The organism is Pseudohaliea sp. (assembly GCF_040217025.1).
In the GTDB taxonomy this organism is placed as follows: domain Bacteria; phylum Pseudomonadota; class Gammaproteobacteria; order Pseudomonadales; family Halieaceae; genus Pseudohaliea.
The window spans coordinates 47,504-65,978 of the sequence record NZ_JAVJOA010000008.1 but is presented as its reverse complement, the minus strand read 5'-3'; the positions used below and the strand labels follow the sequence as shown (position 1 = coordinate 65,978).

17 protein-coding genes are annotated in these 18,475 nt (G+C 69.1%); 4 read left to right on the top strand and 13 right to left on the bottom strand.

Going from position 1 to position 18,475, the window contains the following annotated elements:
- Positions 1-16: 16 nt before the first annotated feature.
- The 11 genes from RKE50_RS04570 to guaB all read right to left on the bottom strand — a co-directional run bounded on the left by RKE50_RS04570 (position 17) and on the right by guaB (position 12,210).
- A complete protein-coding gene (locus RKE50_RS04570; RefSeq protein ID WP_350034760.1) occupies positions 17-904 on the bottom strand; it encodes a DMT family transporter in 888 nt (295 codons plus the stop codon).
- Between the two features lie 27 nt (positions 905-931).
- The gene (locus RKE50_RS04565) at positions 932-2,203 is read right to left on the bottom strand and encodes a BatD family protein (RefSeq protein ID WP_350034759.1); all 1,272 of its coding nucleotides are present in this window, start codon (positions 2,201-2,203) and stop codon (positions 932-934) included.
- Positions 2,200-2,862 carry a tetratricopeptide repeat protein gene (locus RKE50_RS04560; RefSeq protein WP_350034758.1) on the bottom strand — a complete coding sequence of 221 codons (663 nt, stop codon included), beginning with the start codon at positions 2,860-2,862 and terminating at the stop codon, positions 2,200-2,202. Before RKE50_RS04560 ends, RKE50_RS04565 begins: the two co-directional genes overlap by 4 nt.
- Positions 2,856-3,842, bottom strand: coding sequence for a VWA domain-containing protein (locus RKE50_RS04555; RefSeq protein WP_350034756.1), 987 nt, complete (start codon positions 3,840-3,842; stop codon positions 2,856-2,858). The genes RKE50_RS04560 and RKE50_RS04555 overlap by 7 nt, the downstream gene beginning before the upstream one ends.
- Positions 3,839-4,825 (bottom strand): VWA domain-containing protein, encoded by a 987-nt coding sequence (locus tag RKE50_RS04550; RefSeq protein ID WP_350034755.1) that lies wholly within the window; start codon positions 4,823-4,825, stop codon positions 3,839-3,841. The genes RKE50_RS04555 and RKE50_RS04550 overlap by 4 nt, the downstream gene beginning before the upstream one ends.
- Entirely contained in the window at positions 4,818-5,300 is a 483-nt protein-coding gene (locus RKE50_RS04545; RefSeq protein ID WP_350034753.1) for a DUF4381 domain-containing protein, read from the bottom strand. Before RKE50_RS04545 ends, RKE50_RS04550 begins: the two co-directional genes overlap by 8 nt.
- Positions 5,297-6,238, bottom strand: coding sequence for a DUF58 domain-containing protein (locus RKE50_RS04540; protein WP_350034752.1), 942 nt, complete (start codon positions 6,236-6,238; stop codon positions 5,297-5,299). The genes RKE50_RS04545 and RKE50_RS04540 overlap by 4 nt, the downstream gene beginning before the upstream one ends.
- Before the next feature lie 37 nt (positions 6,239-6,275).
- Positions 6,276-7,292 carry an AAA family ATPase gene (locus RKE50_RS04535; protein ID WP_502937870.1) on the bottom strand — a complete coding sequence of 339 codons (1,017 nt, stop codon included), beginning with the start codon at positions 7,290-7,292 and terminating at the stop codon, positions 6,276-6,278.
- Positions 7,293-7,542: 250 nt separating this feature from the next.
- The gene (locus RKE50_RS04530) at positions 7,543-8,949 is read right to left on the bottom strand and encodes an alpha/beta hydrolase family protein (protein ID WP_350034750.1); all 1,407 of its coding nucleotides are present in this window, start codon (positions 8,947-8,949) and stop codon (positions 7,543-7,545) included.
- Between the two features lie 191 nt (positions 8,950-9,140).
- Positions 9,141-10,715, bottom strand: coding sequence for a glutamine-hydrolyzing GMP synthase (gene guaA / locus RKE50_RS04525; protein ID WP_350034748.1), 1,575 nt, complete (start codon positions 10,713-10,715; stop codon positions 9,141-9,143).
- A gap of 25 nt (positions 10,716-10,740) precedes the next feature.
- The gene (guaB, locus tag RKE50_RS04520) at positions 10,741-12,210 is read right to left on the bottom strand and encodes an IMP dehydrogenase (protein WP_350034747.1); all 1,470 of its coding nucleotides are present in this window, start codon (positions 12,208-12,210) and stop codon (positions 10,741-10,743) included.
- A gap of 132 nt (positions 12,211-12,342) precedes the next feature.
- Here guaB and xseA point away from each other — a divergent pair, with 132 nt between their 5' ends.
- Complete coding sequence (gene xseA / locus RKE50_RS04515; RefSeq protein WP_350034745.1) at positions 12,343-13,707, top strand: exodeoxyribonuclease VII large subunit; 1,365 nt, start codon at positions 12,343-12,345, stop codon at positions 13,705-13,707.
- Positions 13,708-13,728: 21 nt separating this feature from the next.
- Here xseA and RKE50_RS04510 read toward each other — a convergent pair whose 3' ends face one another.
- A complete protein-coding gene (locus tag RKE50_RS04510; RefSeq protein WP_350034743.1) occupies positions 13,729-14,376 on the bottom strand; it encodes a Crp/Fnr family transcriptional regulator in 648 nt (215 codons plus the stop codon).
- 156 nt (positions 14,377-14,532) lie between these two features.
- Between RKE50_RS04510 and RKE50_RS04505 the strand changes: the two genes are divergently transcribed.
- The 3 genes from RKE50_RS04505 to RKE50_RS04495 are packed head-to-tail and all read left to right on the top strand — an operon-like array spanning position 14,533 to position 17,902.
- A complete protein-coding gene (locus RKE50_RS04505; protein WP_350034741.1) occupies positions 14,533-15,975 on the top strand; it encodes an adenylate/guanylate cyclase domain-containing protein in 1,443 nt (480 codons plus the stop codon).
- On the top strand, positions 15,972-16,346 hold the full coding sequence (locus RKE50_RS04500; protein ID WP_350034740.1) for a response regulator: 375 nt from the start codon (positions 15,972-15,974) through the stop codon (positions 16,344-16,346). The genes RKE50_RS04505 and RKE50_RS04500 overlap by 4 nt, the downstream gene beginning before the upstream one ends.
- Positions 16,347-16,375: 29 nt before the next feature.
- Positions 16,376-17,902, top strand: coding sequence for a sensor histidine kinase (locus RKE50_RS04495; protein ID WP_350034739.1), 1,527 nt, complete (start codon positions 16,376-16,378; stop codon positions 17,900-17,902).
- Here the strand turns inward: RKE50_RS04495 and RKE50_RS04490 are convergent.
- A complete protein-coding gene (locus RKE50_RS04490; protein ID WP_350034738.1) occupies positions 17,853-18,437 on the bottom strand; it encodes a hypothetical protein in 585 nt (194 codons plus the stop codon). The genes RKE50_RS04495 and RKE50_RS04490 overlap by 50 nt on opposite strands.
- Positions 18,438-18,475: the final 38 nt, after the last annotated feature.

Sequence of the window (18,475 nt, the reverse complement as noted above, 5' to 3'; positions counted from 1 at the left end):
CTGGGAGCGGCCGGCCTCAGGATGAGAGGGTCCGTCGCCGCCGCAGCCGCAGCACACCGGTCGCGATCGCCGTGCCCAGGAGCGTCGCGATCATGCCGGCAATCACCTGCACGGAGAGTGTCTCCCCGAGCAGCAGCACCCCCCAGGCGAGTGCGCTGACCGGCACCAGCATGGTCACCGTCAACGTTGCCGTTGCACCAGCGCTGGAAAGCAGGCTGAAGTAGAGCAGCAGCGCCGCCGCCGTGCTGAGGGCTGCCAGCCCCAGCGCCGAGCCCCACGCCAGCGGACTCACCGGCGCGGCGGGCCAGAGCAGGATACTCGGGACCAGCAGCGCTAACGCCGCGACGGCACAACTCCCCGCAGCGAGCACGCGGCTGGGCAGGTGAGCCAGGTGCGTGCGCGAGTAATTGCCGCCGAAGCCGTAGCAGACCGTGGCGGCCAGGGCGGCGAGGATGAACCAGCCGTCACCCCCCGCCTCGAAGTCGAGTCGCCCGAACGACAGGACACCGACGCCCGCCAGCGCCAGCGTGAGGCCGATGATCTGCGCGCGCAGTATCGGCGTGGCAAAGAACGCCATGCCGATGAGCGCCGTCGCAATCGGGGTGGCGGCGTTGATCAACGACGTGAAGCCCGCTTCCAGGCCCACGGTGGCGAAGGCCAGCAGCGAGTACGGCAGCGCGGCGGTAGCCAGGCCGAGAATCACCAGCGGCCGCGCGTTGGCGCGAAGCAGGCGAAGATGCTCGCGACTGGCCAGGAGCGGCAGGAGCAGCAGCGCGCCCAGCCCCATGCGCACACCGATGAGGCTGACCGGCCCGAACTCCGGCACCGCCACACGCATGAAGATGAAGGAAAAGCCCCAGAGCGAGGACAGCAGGAGCAAGCGTGCGGTATCGGCTGGTGACATGCCAATCTAACTACGCGCGCTTCGCATTCAGGGATTAAGCGGCACGATCGCTCCGCCGCGTCGGCGGCGGCGGGCGTGGTGGTAGCGCCGCCGCGCCTTTCCGAGGCCGTGGGCGAGGCGGCGCGGATCCGGCGCATCTCCCGCTCCACCGAAACAGTGAGCGCTCAGCGCATCGACCGCTTCGCCAAGCCCCTGGTCACCCCAGGCCCGGGCGAAGGCCCTCGGGGATAAGCCCGGGTCGAGACTGGCAAGCCATCGCTGCAGGGCGGCGTAGTGCTGTTCTTCATCGTCGGAACGCAGGGTGCGACGGAGTTCCCGGAAAGCGCGCGGCTCGGGTTCCCGCCACGCCAGGGCCCACTGGCGAGAGCGCGGCAGCAGGACACGGCCCGTGATCGCAAGCAGGGCAACCAGAACAGCAGCCAGCACCACGGCCTGCCAGGGCCGCCGATCCGCCACCGCGTCCCCGACGGCGGCTGCGGGCTGAGCCGGCCCCGAGACCGTGAACTTAAGCGCTTCGGTCCTCGCGGTGCGCACTGCCCCCGCCTGCGTATCCCAGTAGTCGATAGCCACCGCGGGCACGGTGAACTCACCACCTGCCTGGAACACGATCGTGACCCGCTCGCTACGGGTCGCGAGTGGATCGCCATCCTCGAAGCGCGCGGCATCCGCGTAGACCGAGACCGTGCCCGCACCGACCGGGGCATCGAGGGCCGGCGCGAGGGGCGGCAGGAACATCGATGGCAGGCCGTCCAGGGCCGCCGTGTAGCTGAGGACGACCGCATCACCCACCGCCAGGTCTCCCTCCGCGCCCTCCTCGCGCTGCACGTCCAGCGAGAGTTTCAGCTCCCGTCCCGCCAGGTAGGGATCCAGGGCTTCTGCGCCCGCCGGTACGGTGCCGCGAAAAACAACCGGTGGCAGCGCCACGTCGCGCACCAGCGGCTCGGCCCCCGGGCTGGCATAGGTGACCCGCATGCTCGCGCCATCGATCCGGTAGCTGCCGGCGGCCAGCGGATAGATCCGGTACTCCCTTACGATCCCCGACCAGCTCTCGCCGTCGATACGTTCGCTGGTCGGGTAGGAGCTGTCCGGCGGCAGACGGGTAATGGCGTTGGCCACTTCGAAATCCGGGTAGAGCGGCGGCCGGGGGAACCAGGTCGGCACCAGCACGGTAACCCGCAGCGCCAGGGCCTCACCCACGCGTACGGCATCGGGCCTGACCTCGAGACGCACGATCGGGTCGACCTGGGCTGCCAGGGGGGACGCACATAGCAGGACTAGCAGCGCCAGGGGCCGGCTCATTGCTCTAGCTCCCGGCGCGCAAGCTCGATCCGGAAGCGGGTGCGCAGGAAGTCTGCGGTACGCGTGTCCACCGTTCGCATCCACTTCTCGGCAGACTGCTGCTCGATGGTGCTGTCGCGGGTGATCTCGATGGTCTTGCCGCGATCCTCCTCGTTATCGAAGGCGAGGTCATCGGCACTCAGCTCCGACTCGTCGCCGGTGTCGCTCTGCTCCCGCTGACGCTCGATATAGTCCACGGTCCAGCGGGCCAGGGCGAGGTTCTCGCCGGCCTCTTGCCACGCCGGTGCCATGGCCACCGCCTGTTCGAAAGCCATTACCGCCCCGCGGTAGTCACGTCCCTTGAAGAGCGCATCGCCGCGGTTGTAGAAACCCTCTGCCGTGGGCAGCCTGCCGAAGGCCGCCGCCGCGGCCTCGTACTTGCCCGCGCGATAGGCCGCTACACCCTGCCAGGCCGGGTCCTCGAAACGCTCGAGGGCTGCCAGGTACTCGCGACCGGTAAAGGCCAGGGCGCCCTGCTGGTCCCGCGTCAGCCAGAGATCAGCGAAGGCCTGGACACCGCTCGCCTCGCGAAGCAAGGCCAACAAGGCAAGCAGGCTCAGCAGCCCGACCTGCGCGGCGGGCCTGCGCAGCAGGGAACTGGCACGCGCTCCGGTCACCATCGCATGGTCCAGCCACGGCGAAACCAGAGCAGGGACAGCAGCAGCGCCGGCCACAGGGCAAGCCATCCCCGGTCTTCCCAGCGCGCATCCGGGTCCCTGGCCGCCAGCTGCTGCGATGCGATGTGCCTGAGCAGCGCCCGCGTGTCTGCAGCGTCCGCCGTCGCCCGCACTACCGGGACACGTGCCTCACGTTCGGCGCGCCGCAGCGGGCCCGGATCGATACGGGTATCCACCCTCGCGCCGGTCGGCCCCAGTGCCGGGGACCCGTCCGGGAGCAGCGCGACTCCGCCCTCGTCCCGGCCGACGACGAGCGTCACCAGGCCCGGTGCACCCGCCGCTTCGGAGAAACGCGCCAGCGCAGGAATCGCGCTGTTATCGAAGCCATCGTTCACGAAGAGGATGGTGGAGCGGGCGCCGTCCTCGCCGAGCAGACGGGCGGCGACCGGCAGCACCGCGGCGGCGCTGTTGCCGGGTACCGGCATGATGGCCGGGTCCAGGCTTTCGAGGAAGGTCTTGAGCACCGCCGCGTCGTTGGTGGGTGGCATGACCACGTGGGCACTGCCCGCGTAGACGATCAGCGCGGTGCGCGACCCGGTCCTCGCCTCGACCACGTCGAGCACCTCGTAGCGCGCCCGGTCGAGCCGGGTGGGCAACAGCTCATTGCTGCGCATGCTATCCGATACTTCGACGGCAACCACGAGGGGCGCGGCCTCCCGGAACCAGGGGCTCAGCTGCTGCGTCCAGCTTGGCCCTGCAGTCGCCACCGCGAGACAGAGCATGACCAGCGCGACGCCGTCGATAGCACGCAGGCGAGCGGTTGCATCGCGGTCGATGGTCAACGCTTCCCGCAGGTGCGGCGCGAGAAACGCTGCGCCGCGCGTGGAACGTCCATCCCGCCGCCGCACGAGCCACCAGACAAGCAGGATCAGCGGCAGCGAGAGCAGCCAGAGCGGTCTCAGGAAGTGGAACGCCTCGATCACCGTGCAGTCTCCCGGTGCGGACCGCGCAGCAGGAGCATCCCATAGCCGGCAAGCAGGAGAAGAAGCGCGAGACCCGTGAGCCAGTGCCCCACGGACGTGCGCGGACGCCAGCTCTCGCTGCGCACGTCCGCCACGGCGAGCTCGTCGATGCGCGCATAGACGGAGCCCAGTGCGGTTTCATCCTCGGCATTGAAGAAGCGGCCACCGGTGCGCTCGGCCAGCTCCGTAAGCACCCCGAAATCGACGCGGTCTTCGCCGCTGGCCTCGCTGTCGCCGATACCGATGGTGTAGATGGTGATCGCTTCGGCAGCAGCGATGCCGGCTGCGTTCACCGGTGTCATCTTGCTGACCGTGTCGTTGCCGTCGGTCAGCAGGATCAGCAGGCGGTGGTCGACCTCGCTGCTTTCAAAAGCGTGGATGGCGAGTCCGATCGCGTCGCCGAGTGCCGTCTGCACGCCGGCCATGCCGACTTCCATGAGCTTCACGAGCTGCAGCGCCGTGGACAGGTCCCGGGTGAAGGGCAGTTGGATATAGGCCCGGTCCCCGAACACGATGAGGCCGATGCGGTCGTGCTCGCGGGCGGCGATGAACTCGCTAACGACACGCTGCACGGCCTCGAAGCGGGAGACGGCCGCATCGCGGCCGTCGGGGAAGTCGCGGTAGTCCATGGAGCCGGAGAGGTCGATGGCCAGCATGATGTCACGCGCCGCCTCCGTCCGGGTGATCGGCTCGCCGATACGTTCCGGGCGGGCAAGCGCCAGCACGAGCAGCAACCAGCACAGCACGGCCAGCAGCAGCTGCCAGCGATTGCGCCTGAGTATCACGGAACCCTCCCCCGCTGTGGCACCGGCGACGCGGACGACCTGCTCAAAGAAAGGAATACGCAGCGCTGCAACGCGGTTGCGCTTCGGCGGCACCAGCAGTAACACCAGTAGCGGGAGCGGCAGGCAGAGGAGCGCCCAGGGCTGCGCCAGCTCAAGCATGGTGGTGCCTGACCCAGCGGCGGGCGGCTTCCATGACCGCTGCGCTGTCCTCGACGGGCTGGTAGGACACGACCGCAAGCTGCGCCGCCGAAGCGGCCACCACCGGGTCACCGGGCGCCCGCCGGCAGAGAAAGTCCGCCCAGGCACTGCCATGCAGGGACGCGACCTCGTCCCGCGCGTAAGCCGTCATCGCGGTGCGTTTCAACACGACGCCGACGGCGGCGATGGCGTCCGGGTCCGAGGGCAGCCGCCGGGCGATGCGGTCGAGCGCGGCCTCCGCCTCGCGCCGGTAGCGGTTGCGGCGCCAGCGCAGGACGCCATGGACGGCGGCGAGGAAGGCAATGGCAAGCGCCCAGAGCGCCACGATGCGCCAGCCGACGGTCGCCGGTAGCATGCTGACGGCGGGCGGCTCTGCGAGCCCGCTGAGGAGCTGCGCCAGCTGCGGCAGGCTGAGCCCCTCGAAACGCCCGTTCACCGCGAACGCCGTCGCGGCGCGTGCTGCCGGAGCTGCTGGCGCAGCTGCTGCAGCGTGTCTTCGCCGGCGCTGAGCGGCAGCACGGAGAGGTCGATGTGGTCCTGCCAGCGGTGAATGTCCGCCAGCCGCCGGCGGGTATAGCCGCTGACGGCTTCGCGAACACCCGGCGTGGAAAAATCCACCTCGGCCTGGGCCCGCACGTTGCCCACGACCTGCTTCACGGCGGGGAACTCGCGCAGGGCCTGCGGATCATGAACGAGCAGCAGCAGCACGTCGTTGTGCGCGGCCAGGGAGCGCAGGCGGCGCTCCGTGTCGTCATCGATACCGTCGAAATCGGAGAACACCAGGACCAGGTGGTCGTGCCCCGCGGTGCGCGCGGCGCGGTCCAGGGCGGCGTTGAGCTGACCGGGGCGATGCCTCACCTGCCGCTCCGCGTGCAGCTCGTTGTTCATCGCACTGATCGCCTCGAGCAACGCGAAGACCGAGCGACGGCTGCGCCGTGGCGCCACGACCCGCACCGCCTCGTCATTGAACACGATACCGCCCACGCGGTCCCCGGCGCCGAGGATGCGGAAGGCACTGATTGCCGCCGCCTCCGCCGCGGTCACGGACTTCATGTTCAGCTGTGAGCCGAAGAACATGGCCATGCGCTGATCCACCACCAGCAGCGCGGGCCGGTCGCGCTCCTCGGTGAACACTCGAACGTGGGCGGACCCGGTGCGGGCAGTGGCCTTCCAGTCGATGGAACGCACGTCGTCACCGGGTAGATAGTTGCGCATCTCTTCGAAGTTGAGACCGCGCCCGCGCAAGCGCGACGCGTGGCGGCCGCTGAGCACGCTGCCCGCAGGCTGGCGGGGAAGAAAACTGAGGCCCGCCGCGGCAGCTTCCAGGCTGCGCAGGTGCGCCAGGGAGACGTGGATGCGGTGGTCTTGTTCCATGGCCGGGCGCTGCTCGGTGCTCACGACGGGTGAAAACTCAGGGGAGTGCCACCCTGGCAATCACTTCGTCGATGACCTGGTCGGCCAGCACCCCCTCACCCTCGGCGGCATAGGACAGGCCCAACCGGTGGCGGAGGCAGTCGTGCACGACGGCGCGCACGTCTTCCGGGTCGACGTAGTCCCGGGCCTGGAGCCAGGCATGCACGCGGCTGCAGCGATCGAGGGCGATGGACGCGCGCGGGCTGCCGCCGACGTCAATCCACTTGGCCAGGTCTTCGCTGAATCTTGCCGGGGTTCTCGTGGCGTAAACGAGATCGGCAACGTAGCGCTTGATGGCATCGGGAACCCGAATCGCCGCGATTTCGCGCCGCGCGTCGAACACGGCCTGCTGGGGGATTCGCCCTGCGGGGTCCGCTGCCCCGTCGGCCGCCCGGCCCTCCGTTGCGGCCGCTGCGTCCGAGGCACGCTGCGCCTCGGCCTCCTCGCGGCGCACGAGGTCGACGATGGCGACCTCGTCCTCGACCGGCGGGTAGCCGATGTTCACGTGCATGAGGAAGCGGTCCAGCTGCGCTTCCGGCAGCGGGTAGGTGCCCTCCTGCTCGACGGGGTTCTGCGTCGCCATCACCATGAACAGCCGCGGCATACGGTGCGTGGTGCCCGCCACCGTGACCTGCCGCTCTTCCATGGCCTCGAGCATCGCCGCCTGCACCTTCGCGGGGGCGCGGTTGATCTCGTCACCGAGGACGATGTTGGCAAAGATCGGGCCGGGCTCGAAACGGAAGCTGCCGCCGCCATCTGCCTGGTAGTAGACCTCGGTACCGGTCACATCCGAGGGCAGGAGATCCGGCGTGAACTGGATACGGCTGAAATCCGCCTCGATATTCCTTGCCAGGGCCTTGATCGCGCGGGTCTTGGCAAGGCCCGGCAATCCTTCCACGAGCAGGTTGCCGTTGGCCAGCAGGCCGATGATGAGCCGCTCGACGACCGTTTCCTGGCCAACGATGGATGCCTGCATGCGCTCCCGGAGGAGTGCCACCTGGGTATGGGCATCCACGGCCTCAGTGCCGAAAACGCATCAGCAAGACGCACATAATGACAGGCACTCCTCTCCATCGGGTCGTTCGACTCGTGAAAGATGGCCTGCGGCGCACCCGAGGTCAACCTATCGCCACTACCCTGCGCCATAGTACAGGCTGTGGCTGTCGCGAGTGCGCCCTCCCAGACCGGGAGCCTGCCTCAACGAAGCCGGGTTATTGGTGTCCGCGCAGGAAAGCCGGGCTGCAGGTCAACCTCTGCGGGGTGCTCTATTCCCGAAACGCCGACGGCTCCGCCGCGCTCAGCCACAGGGCGCCAAGCCAGTCCAGGATGGTAGCGAGGGCCACCGCGTGTCCGTCCTCGCCCCCCTTCCACCGGTAGGCATCGGCCTGGGAGGCATAGCGGTAGAAGCTGTGGCCGAGTCGTGGATGAACGGCCAGGGTGGCCGTCCCGGGGCGCAGGCGATTCACGGTCGCGACAATGAGTTCGGCGCCACGCAGCACCTCGAACTGGTCGAATTCGTTGAAATTAACCAGGATCGGTGCATCCACGCGAGCCCAGGCACCGAGAAAGTTCTTGTTCGCGGCCTGCTGATGGTAGCTGTAAGGCCGCCCGTAATGGTGACCGTTGCCGGTGTGGGCGATCGTCTCCCAGACGCCGTCCAGTTGCGGTTGCTCGACAACGATTGCTTCCGGCTCGAGCCCCTCTAGCAGGTAGGCCACCTGGAACGGTATCTGCGCCATGAGTATGTCGTGCGCCGCTTCTGGATCCCGGTCGGGATGAGAGAGCGCGTGGCGGTCAAAGTTGAGCATGCGTTCAAAGTAGCTGAGGCCTCCCCCCGAGGTGGTGATCACCCCGGCCGGCTCACTGCGACTGGCCAGCAGGGCTACCAGCTTGGTCCCCAGGCTGTTGCTGAGAAGCACGATCCGCTCCCCGTCGATCCAGGGATGGTCGGCGAGCTTCGCCAGCGCGTGCTCGTAGTGAGCCAGCTCCGTGTCGAAATCGAGCTGGTGGCAGGGTGGCCCCAGGGAGTCCCCACTCGCCGAGCGCTCGATGCGGATCATGGCCATGCCCGACTGCTCCGCGAGCCGGCGAAACAGCATAAGCCAGGGACCGTCGTGGCGAAACTCGATCGAGTCGCAACCCACCCACTGCACCACGAACAGAGCCGGCAGGGGTGCCGTTTCTCCCGCTGGGCGGGTGACAATCGTCCGCAGGCGAGCACCATCCGGTGTATCGAGTACGCTCCACTCCGCCTCAAGCCCGCTGGCCGTCTCCCAGGGCCGGGTGGGGGGCGTGAAGGCGATTGTTAGCTCCTCGGCCTCGCGCACGACGGTCAGTTCCACCTCCCGATCGCCGCGGAGTTTGCCGAGCGCATCGGCCAACACCACCGGCAGCCTGAAACGCCGCCCGGAAACGGCAACGATGGTATCGCCCGCTGCCAGGCCCGCTTTGGCGGCGTTACTGCTCTCTGCCACGCTTCGAACGACAACGCGGCCGTCCTCCTCGGCGTAACGGAAACCGAGCGCGGCCTGCCGTTGCAAACCGCCAAGGACAGCGGGAGCCGGGCCGGATACAGCATCCGTGAGGACAATTCGTGGCTCGGCGCGCACGGTCGAAGCAACGCATAGCGCGAACAGCAAGCCTACGCTGAGTCTCTGCAGGAAAACGGCCATGTTCGCTCCCTCTCGACGACCTTCTCAGCGTAGGAAACGGCTCCCGAAACGACAAAGCACCGGGCGGCATGACGCGACGAAGTGAGCGTTTTCTGCGACCAGCCGCAGCTCACAGGCCTCCCCATGCGGCGGGAAGTCACCGGGTGCGACGTGGGCCGGGCATGTCCAGGCAGTGAGCCCCGGACCGTAAGTCATTCCCACTCGATCGTCGCCGGCGGCTTCGAGCTGATGTCGTAGGTGACCCGGGAGACGCCGCTGATCTCGTTAATGATGCGGTTGGAGACGGTCTCCAGCAGTTCATAGGGCAGCTGCGCCCAGCGCGCGGTCATAAAGTCCACGGTCTCGACGGCGCGCAGGGCGATGACGTACTCGTAGCGGCGGCCGTCGCCGACCACGCCCACGGACTTCACGGGCAGGAACACGGCGAAGGCCTGGCTGGTCTTGTCGTACCAGCCGCTGGCACGCAGTTCCTCGATGAAGATGGCGTCGGCGCGGCGCAACAGGTCGGCATACTCTTTCTTCACCTCGCCGAGGATGCGCACGCCGAGGCCCGGCCCCGGGAAGGGGTGGCGGTAGACCATGTCCCAGGGCAGACCCAGCTCGAGGCCGATCTTGCGCACCTCGTCCTTGAACAGCTCGCGCAGCGGCTCGACGAGCTCGAGCGCCATGTCCTCGGGCAGACCGCCGACGTTGTGATGCGACTTGATGACGTGGGCCTTGCCCGTGTTGGCCCCGGCGGACTCGATCACGTCCGGGTAGATGGTGCCCTGGGCGAGCCAGCGCACGTCCTCCAGCTTCGCCGCCTCGTCGTCGAAGACCTCGATAAAGGTGTTGCCGATAAGCTTGCGCTTGGCCTCCGGGTCGTCGACGCCGGCGAGGCGGCCCAGGAACAGGTCCTCCGCGTCGACGCGGATCACGCGCACGCCCATGTGGCTGGCGAACATCTCCATGACCTGGTCGCCCTCCTGCAGGCGCAGAAGGCCATTGTCGACGAACACGCAGGTGAGCTGGTCGCCGATGGCCCGGTGCAGCAGCGCCGCGACCACGGAGGAGTCCACCCCGCCGGAGAGGCCCAGCAGTACCCTGTCGCTGCCGACCGTCTCGCGCACGCGGGCGATGGCGTCCTCGACGATGTTGGCCGGCGTCCACAGCGCCTGGCAGCCGCAGAGGTCGTGCACGAAGTGCTCGAAGATGCGCTTGCCCTGCAGGGTGTGCGTGACTTCCGGGTGGAACTGGATGCCGAAGAAGGGCTTGTCGCGGTGGGCCATGGCCGCAATCGGGCAACTCGGCGTCGCGGCGGTCACGTCAAAACTTTCCGGCGCACGGCTCACCTTGTCGCCGTGGCTCATCCACACGTCGAGCAGCGGCGTGCCGTCGCTGTCGAGGTGATCGCGGATGTCCCGCAGCAGGCCGCTGTTGGCGGTGAGGCGGATCTGCGCGTAGCCGAACTCGCTGGTCGGCGAGCCCTCGACCTCGCCGCCGAACTGGGCGGCCATGGTCTGCATCCCGTAGCAGATGCCGAGCACCGGCACGCCGAGCTCGAAGACGACGGCCGGGGCGCGCGGTGAGCCGGCCTCGGGAACGGACTCGGGGCCTCCGGAGAGAATGATGCCGCGCGGGTCGAAGGCGCGGATGGCGTCTTCGTCGAGATCCCAGGGGCGGATCTCGCTGTACACGCCGCTTTCCCTGACCCGTCGGGCGATGAGCTGGGTGTACTGCGAGCCGAAGTCCAGGATCAGGATCTTCTCGGCGTGGATGTCGGTCATGGGCGGGGGTCCGGCGCCGGGCGCCTCAGCTGACGGGGTAGTTGGGCGCTTCCTTGGTGATGGAGACGTCGTGGACGTGGGATTCGGTCATGCCCGCCGCGCTCACGCGCACGAGGCGCGGCCGCGTGCGCATCGTGTCGATATCCTGCGACCCCGTGTAACCCATGGCCGAGCGCACCCCGCCCATGAGCTGGTGGATAATCGCCGAGGCAGGGCCCTTGTAGGGCACACGGCCCTCGATGCCTTCCGGGACCAGCTTCTCGGTGCCCTTGCTGGCGTCCTGGAAGTAGCGGTCGGAAGAGCCCTGGTTCGACGACATGGCGCCGAGCGACCCCATCCCCCGGTAGGCCTTGTAGGTGCGGCCCTGGTAGAGCTCGACCTCGCCCGGGGCCTCCTCCGTCCCCGCGAACATGGAGCCCATCATCACCGAGTGGGCGCCCGCCGCAATGGCCTTGGCGATGTCGCCGGAGAAGCGGATGCCGCCGTCGGCGATGACCGGGATATCCGTGCCCTCGAGCGCGGCGGTGACATTGGCGATGGCCGTCATCTGCGGCACGCCGATGCCGGTGACCACGCGGGTGGTGCAGATGGAGCCCGGCCCGATGCCGACCTTGACCGCGTCAGCCCCGGCCTCGGCCAGCGCCTTCGCCGCCTCGGCGGTGGCGATATTGCCGCCGATCACCTGCACCTCGGGGAAGTGCTCCTTGATCCACCTGACGCGGTTCAGCACGTTGCGCGAGTGACCGTGGGCCGTATCGACGACGATCACGTCCACCCCGGCGCGGACCAGCGCGGCGACGCGTTCGTCCGTGTCCGCGCTGGTGCCCACGGAGGCGCCCACGCGCAGGCGGCCGTGCTCGTCCTTGCAGGCGTGCGGGAAGCTCTCGGCCTTGTCGAAGTCCTTCACCGTGATCATGCCGACCAGGTCGAAGGCGTCGTTGACCACGAGGATCTTCTCGATGCGATGCTGGTGCAGGAGCCGCTGCACCTCCTCCGCGCTGGCACCCTCGCGTACCGTGACCAGCTTGTCCTTCGGCGTCATGATACTGGCGACGGTCCTGTCCATGGACGTCTCGAAGCGCAGGTCGCGGCGGGTGACGATGCCGACCAGGTCTTCGCCGTCGAGCACGGGCACACCGGAGATGCCGTTGGCGCGGGTGAGATCGATGAGTTCGGCGATGGTCGCGGACTGCTGGATGGTGATCGGGTCCTTCACCACGCCGCTCTCGAACTTCTTCACGCGGCGCACGTGGTCGGCCTGTTCGGCGATACTCATGCTCTTGTGCACGATGCCGACGCCGCCCTCCTGGGCGAGGGCGATGGCGAGGCGGGACTCGGTCACCGTGTCCATGGCCGAGGAGATCAGCGGGATGTTGAGGGCGATCTCCCGGGTGAGGCGGGTCCGCAGGGACACGTCCGTGGCCACGACCTCCGAGTACCCGGGCAGCAGCAGAACGTCATCAAAAGTGAGGGCTTCCTCGTCGATGCGAAGCATGGCCGGGGTCTCCGTTGGCGGGGAGGTGGTAAACGTGCAATTATAATTCCTCGCCTCTCCCCAGGTAAACCAGCCTCCTTTTTCAGGTCAGGTTCAGGTCAGGATTTCAGGTAAAGGTACAGGCCAACGCCAGTGCAGCCCACCGCCAGCACACCCCCCGCCATCACCGTCAGTGTTCTCGCGCGCGAGGTAAAGACCCTCCTCGAGAGCCACTTCGACTTCGTCTGGGTCGAGGGCGAGATCTCCAACCTCGCCTGCCCCGCGTCCGGGCACTGGTACTTCTCTCTGAAGGACGACAGCGCCCAGGTGCGCTGCGCCATGTTCCGCCGCGCCAACCAGCGGCTGCGCTTCACCCCGGAGAACGGCGACGCCGTGCGCCTGCGCGCCCGGGTCTCGCTGTACGAGGCGCGGGGCGATTTCCAGCTCATCGTGGAGTACCTGGAGCCGGCGGGCGCCGGCGCCCTGCAGGCGCGCTTCGAGGCCCTGCGGGCGAAGCTCGAGGCCGAGGGCCTGTTCGCCGCCGAGCGCAAGCGTCCGCTGCCGACCGCGCCCGCCCACCTCGGCATCATCACCTCCGCCAGCGGCGCGGCCCTGCACGACATGCTCACGGTGCTCCGGCGCCGCTGCCCGCTGATCCGGGTCTCGGTGCTGCCGGTGCCGGTGCAGGGCGTGGAGGCGGCGCCGGCGATCTGCGCCGCCATCGCCCGGGCCAACCGCTGGCACGACAGCGGCGCCGTTCCCTTCGACGCGCTGATCGTCGGCCGCGGCGGCGGCTCCCTGGAAGACCTGTGGGCCTTCAATGAGGAGAGCGTGGCCCGCGCCATCGCCGGCAGCGCGCTGCCGGTGGTGAGCGCGGTGGGGCACGAGACGGACATCACCGTCGCCGACCTGGTGGCGGACCAGCGCGCGCCCACGCCCTCGGCGGCCGCGGAGCTTTTGAGCCCGGACCAGGCCGACTGGCGGCTGCGCCTGGCGCAGCTGGACGAGGCGCTGGCCCGCAGCATCGGCCGGCAGCTGCGCGATGCCGGCCGCGAGCTCGCCCACCTGCGGGCGCGCCTCAAGCACCCCGGCACCCTCCTGCGCGAGCGCGCCCAGCGCCTCGACGATCTCGAGGGCCGGCTGTCCCGGGCGCAGGCCGCTGCGTTCCAGCGGGAACGCCGGCGGCTCGACCGGCTGACGGAACGGCTCCTGCGCCGCGATCCGCGACCGCGGCTCGCCCGCCTCGGCGACCGCCTCGACGACGCCGAGCGCCGCCTGCGCCAGGCCATGAGCCATGGCCTGGCGCGACGGCGGGACCGGCTGTCGCGCCTGGCCGCCCTCCTCGACTCCCTGAGCCCCCTGGCCACCCTGGGCCGGGGCTATGCGATTCTCAGTGATGAGGGCGGTGCCATCCTGCGCCGGGCGAAGGACACCGCGGTGGGCGATGCGGTGAGTGCGCGGCTGGCCGAGGGCCGGCTGGGGCTGCGGGTGGAGTCCGTGGAGAAAGACGACCGCTGAGGGCGGCCGCCCGGGCGCCGCTCAGTACTTCGCCGGCAGCCGCGTATTGATGATGATGTGCCGGCCCTCGAAGCGGATGTATTCGCCGATGGTCAGGTCCTTGAGGATGCGCGCGACCATCTCGCGGGAGGCGCCGACGCGGTCGGCGATATCTTGCTGCGTCAGCTTTTCCGGGATGAACAGGGAGCCGTCCTCGCGCTCCTCGGCGAGGTCCATGAGCACGTTGGCCACCCGGCCGTAGACGTCCTGCAGGGCGAGGCTTTTGACGTCCGCCGTGAGCTTGCGCACGCGCGCCGCGAGGTTGCCGATGAGGGTGCGGGTGATGTTCGGGTGCTCCTCGAGCACCCGGCTGAAGTCGTCCTTGTAGACGATGCAGAAGGTGGACTTCTCCACCGTGCGCACGGAGGCGGAGCGCGTGCTGTCGTCGAGCAGCGCCAGTTCGCCGAAGTAGTCCCCGGCGCCCTGGGTGTTCATGATGAACTCCTTGCCGTTCTTGTCGCTGCAGTAGACCTTCACCTTGCCGCTATCGATCACGAAGAGGGAATCGGCCGGATCGTTCTCGTGGATCACCACCGTGTTCTTGGGGAAGGTCCGGCGGGTGCTGGTCTCTTCCAGCGCCTCGAGCTCCTCGGTCGAGAGGCCCTTGAATATCTCCACCTGCTCCAACATGGCTGCACTGTTCCACGGGCTGCTGCGTCCGCGCCATAGTACCGCAGCCCTACGGGCGGCGCACCACCCGGCGCCGGCCTTTCCCCCCGCGCCGGCGCGTCGCTATACTCGGCGCCATCACAGGGGCGCGCGGCGCCAGCGAGGACAGGCGACACGGTGACCGGCGAGGCACAGCCATTTCCCTTCAGTGACGTGCTCCTGCGCGCCATTGCCGAGGTGCGCAGCATCGCACCGGGGGCGGAAACAGCGCTCACGCCCGACGCCCGCGAAGACCTCACCGGCGTCCTCAATGCGGCCAGCGCGCTGGAGCAGGACCTCGGCGACGCGGCCGGCGCGGACCGGCACGAGCTGCGCAACCGCCTCGGCGCCCTGCGCGGCTACGCCGAGATGCTCCTCGAACAGGTCGAGGGCGACGCGCAGGCGGAACTCGGCGACTGCCTCCTGCGCCTGGTGCAGGCCACGCACAGCGCCGGCGACCTCACCCTCGACAGCCAGCCCGGCCAGGGCAGCGTCACCATCGCCAGCGAGCCCGGCTTCATCCTCGCCGTGGATGACCGGCGCGAGAACCGGGAGCTGGTCGCGCGCTACCTGTCGCGCTGCGGTCACTTCGTGGTCACCGCCGCGGACGGCGAGCAGGCCCTGGCCACGCTCGAGGAATCGGACGTCGACGTGGTGCTGCTGGACCTGGTCATGCCCGGCATGGACGGCCGCGAGGTGCTGGCGCGCATCAAGGCACACCCGGAGTGGCACGCCACGCCGGTGATCGTGATCTCCGGCCACCAGGACATGCAGCGCATCATCGACTGCATCGAGGCCGGCGCCGACGACTACCTGTTCAAGCCCTTCAACCCGGTGCTGCTGCAGGCCCGCATCAAGGCCGGCATCGAGCGCAAGCGCTGGCACGATCGCGAGGACCAGTACCGGCAGCAGCTCGAGCGCAGCGAGCAGTTCATCCGCGCCACCTTCGGCCGCTACCTCTCCGACGAGATCGTGACCGACATCCTCGAGCGGCCCGAGGGGCTGGACCTCGGCGGCGACCTGCGCGAGGTGACTATCCTCATGTCCGACATCCGCGGCTTCACCACGCTCTGCGAGCAGCTGGAGCCGACCCAGGTGGTGACCATGCTCAACCGCTACCTGGGCGCCATGACGGACATCATCCTGGCCTGGAACGGCACCATCGACGAGTTTCTCGGCGACGCCATCCTCGCCGTGTTCGGCGCCCCGCAGCGCCGCGACGACGACGCCGACCGCGCCGTGCAGTGCGCCCTGGCCATGCAGGCGGCCATGGCTGACGTCAACGCGGCCAACGCCGCCGAGGGGCTGCCGGCGCTGCGCACAGCCATCGCCCTGAACACGGGCACGGTGATCGCCGGCAACATCGGCTCGGAGCGACGCAGCAAGTACGGTTTCGTCGGCCACCCGATGAACGTGACCTCGCGCATCGAGGACGCCACGGGGCCGGAGGAAGTGCTCGCGGCGGACAGCACCGTCGCCGCCCTGGCCGGCCGGGCAACGGTGGCGGAGAGCCGGGCGCTGCAGGCCCGGGGTATCGACGAGGCGCTGCGGGTGCACCTGATCACGGGCTACACGCCGTGAGCGGCCGCGGCCCCGTCCTCCTCGTCGAGGACAACGAGCTGAACCGGGACATGCTGCGCCGGCGCCTCACCCGCGCCGGCTTCGCCGTGCTCACCGCCGGCGACGGCCGCGAGGCCCTGGAGCGCATGGCAACGGAGCAGCCCGCCCTGGTGCTCATGGACATGAACCTGCCCGTGCTCGACGGCTGGAGCGCCTGCCGGGAGGCACGCGCCAACCCGGCTACCCAGGGGATACCGATTATCGCCCTCACGGCGCATGCGATGGAGGCCGACCGCCAGAACGCCCTCGGCGCCGGCTGCGACGACTACGCCACCAAGCCCATCGACTTCCCGGCCCTGCTCGCCAAGATCGAGGCTCTCTGCCCGGCATGAGCCCGGCATGAACCCGCCATGAGTCCCGCATGAGCCTGAGACGCCGCCTCACCCTGTCGCTGCTGGCCATCCTGGTGCTGTTCGCCATCAACGTGGGCACCCACTTCTGGGGCAGCTACGCGCGGAGCGAGAGCATGGTCGCCTACCGGCAGGCGGTGGAGGCGGCGCAGCTGTCGACGGACCTCGAGCAGATGCTCGAGGACCAGCAGCAGCAGATCCTGGTGCTGGCGACACTGCGCGAGACCACCGATGACCGCCTGGGCGACGCCGAGAAGAGCCAGGAGAGCGCGGACCTCGCCGCTATCCGCCAGCGCATCGAGGATCTCGGCGCCGTGAGCCGAGACGTCACCCAGCTGCAGTACGAGCGGCTCCAGGAGGCGGCGGACCGGCTCCTCGGCAAGTGGCAGGCTTTCTACGAGCGCTACAACGAACCGGCGTACGAAGCCGATGTGGAAGACCCGAGCGCCTACTTCGCCACCAGCCAGCGCCTCAAGGAGCTGGAGCAGCGCCAGGCCTTCATCGCCGTGCAGCGCGCCAACGTCATCGACCGCACGATCCTGCTCACGGACCGGATCACGGTGATCGGCTTCCTCACCTCGATCTTCCTCACGGCGACCCTGGGCCTGGTCCTGCTGCGCTACACCAATGCCTCCCTCAAGCGGCTCAAGCGCGGCACGGAGCGCATCGGCGCGGGCGACCTCGACTACCGCATCAACGATATCGAGGACCAGGGCGAGCTCGGCGACCTGGCCAAGGCCTTCAATACCATGGCCGACAAGCTGCGCGTCGCCATCGAGGACGAGCAGCAGGCCAAGCGGGAGGCCGACGAGGCCAATGCCGCCAAGAGCATCTTCCTGGCCAACGTGAGCCACGAGCTGCGCACGCCGCTGAACGCCATCATCGGCTACAGCGAGATGCTGCACGACGAGCTCGGCGACCCGGGCGCGGTGGACCGTGAGAGCCACCGGGCGGACCTGGACAAGATCACCCTCTCCGGCCGGCAGCTGCTCGCCCTCATCGACGACATCCTCGATCTCTCCAAGATCGAGACCGGCAAAATGGACCTGCACTGCGAGCGCTTCCGCCCGGAGGAGGTCCTGCGGCAGGTCTGCGAGGGCCTCGCCCCGCTCGTGCGCGAGAAGCAGAACCGGCTGGAGCTGGACCTCGCGCCGGGCCTGCCGGCCCTGAACTCCGACGCCACCAAGTTCCGCCAGGTGCTGGTGAACCTGCTCAGCAACGCGAGCAAATTCACGGACGGCGGCGCGATCACCGTGCGAGCCCGGCGCGCGGAAGCGCCCTACGCCCTGTCCGTGGCGGTGACGGACACCGGTATCGGCATGAGCGAGGCGCAGCAGGCACGGGTCTTCGAGGCCTTCGTGCAGGCAGAGCCGAACACCAGCGCGGCCTACGGCGGCACCGGGCTCGGCCTGGCGATCTGCCGGGATTTCTGCGAGCTCATGGGCGGGCGCATCAGCGTGACCAGCGCCCCTGGGCGAGGTTCGACCTTTACTGTGGAGTTGCCGGCTGACCCAGGGTCAGCTCGCGCAGCCGCCTGATAGCCTGCTCGCGTTTCTCTAGATCCTGGCGCAGCATCGCGTTGCTTCCCTCCACGTCGTCGAGATGCCGCGCCAGCTCCACCAGGGCCTCGAGGGCGCGGGCCAGCAGCACGGCGGTGTCGTGCGGCGCGGGATCCGACGGCCGCCGGTCCTGCAGCTCGGCGCTGGCGGCGGTGGCCGCTTCCAGGTCATAGAAAGGGCTGTTCGGCAGGATGCTGGCGTAAGCGATGGCAACGTCGGCCTCCCAGGCCGCCGTCGCGTTCTTCTCCAGGCGCCGGTAGCGCTGGAAGTACTGCACCGCCTCGATGCTCTCGCCGGCTGCCAGGGCCCGGAAACCGCGCTCGAGGAAGGTGTAGTCGGCCCCGGGGTCGGGGCAGTCGCAGGCCGGCGGCTCGGGGAGGTTGAGGGTCAGCTCCACCTCCCGCTCTTCCGCCGGCGCGCCGTCGTCGGCCGGGGCCGGCGGCTGGCCGGCGCAGCCGGCGATGAGGGTCAGGGCCAGGGCGGCGCCCAGGGCCCGGGGTGTCAGTACCTGCACGGGCGTCTCCGCGGTGCGTATTGGGCGGAGTCTAGCAT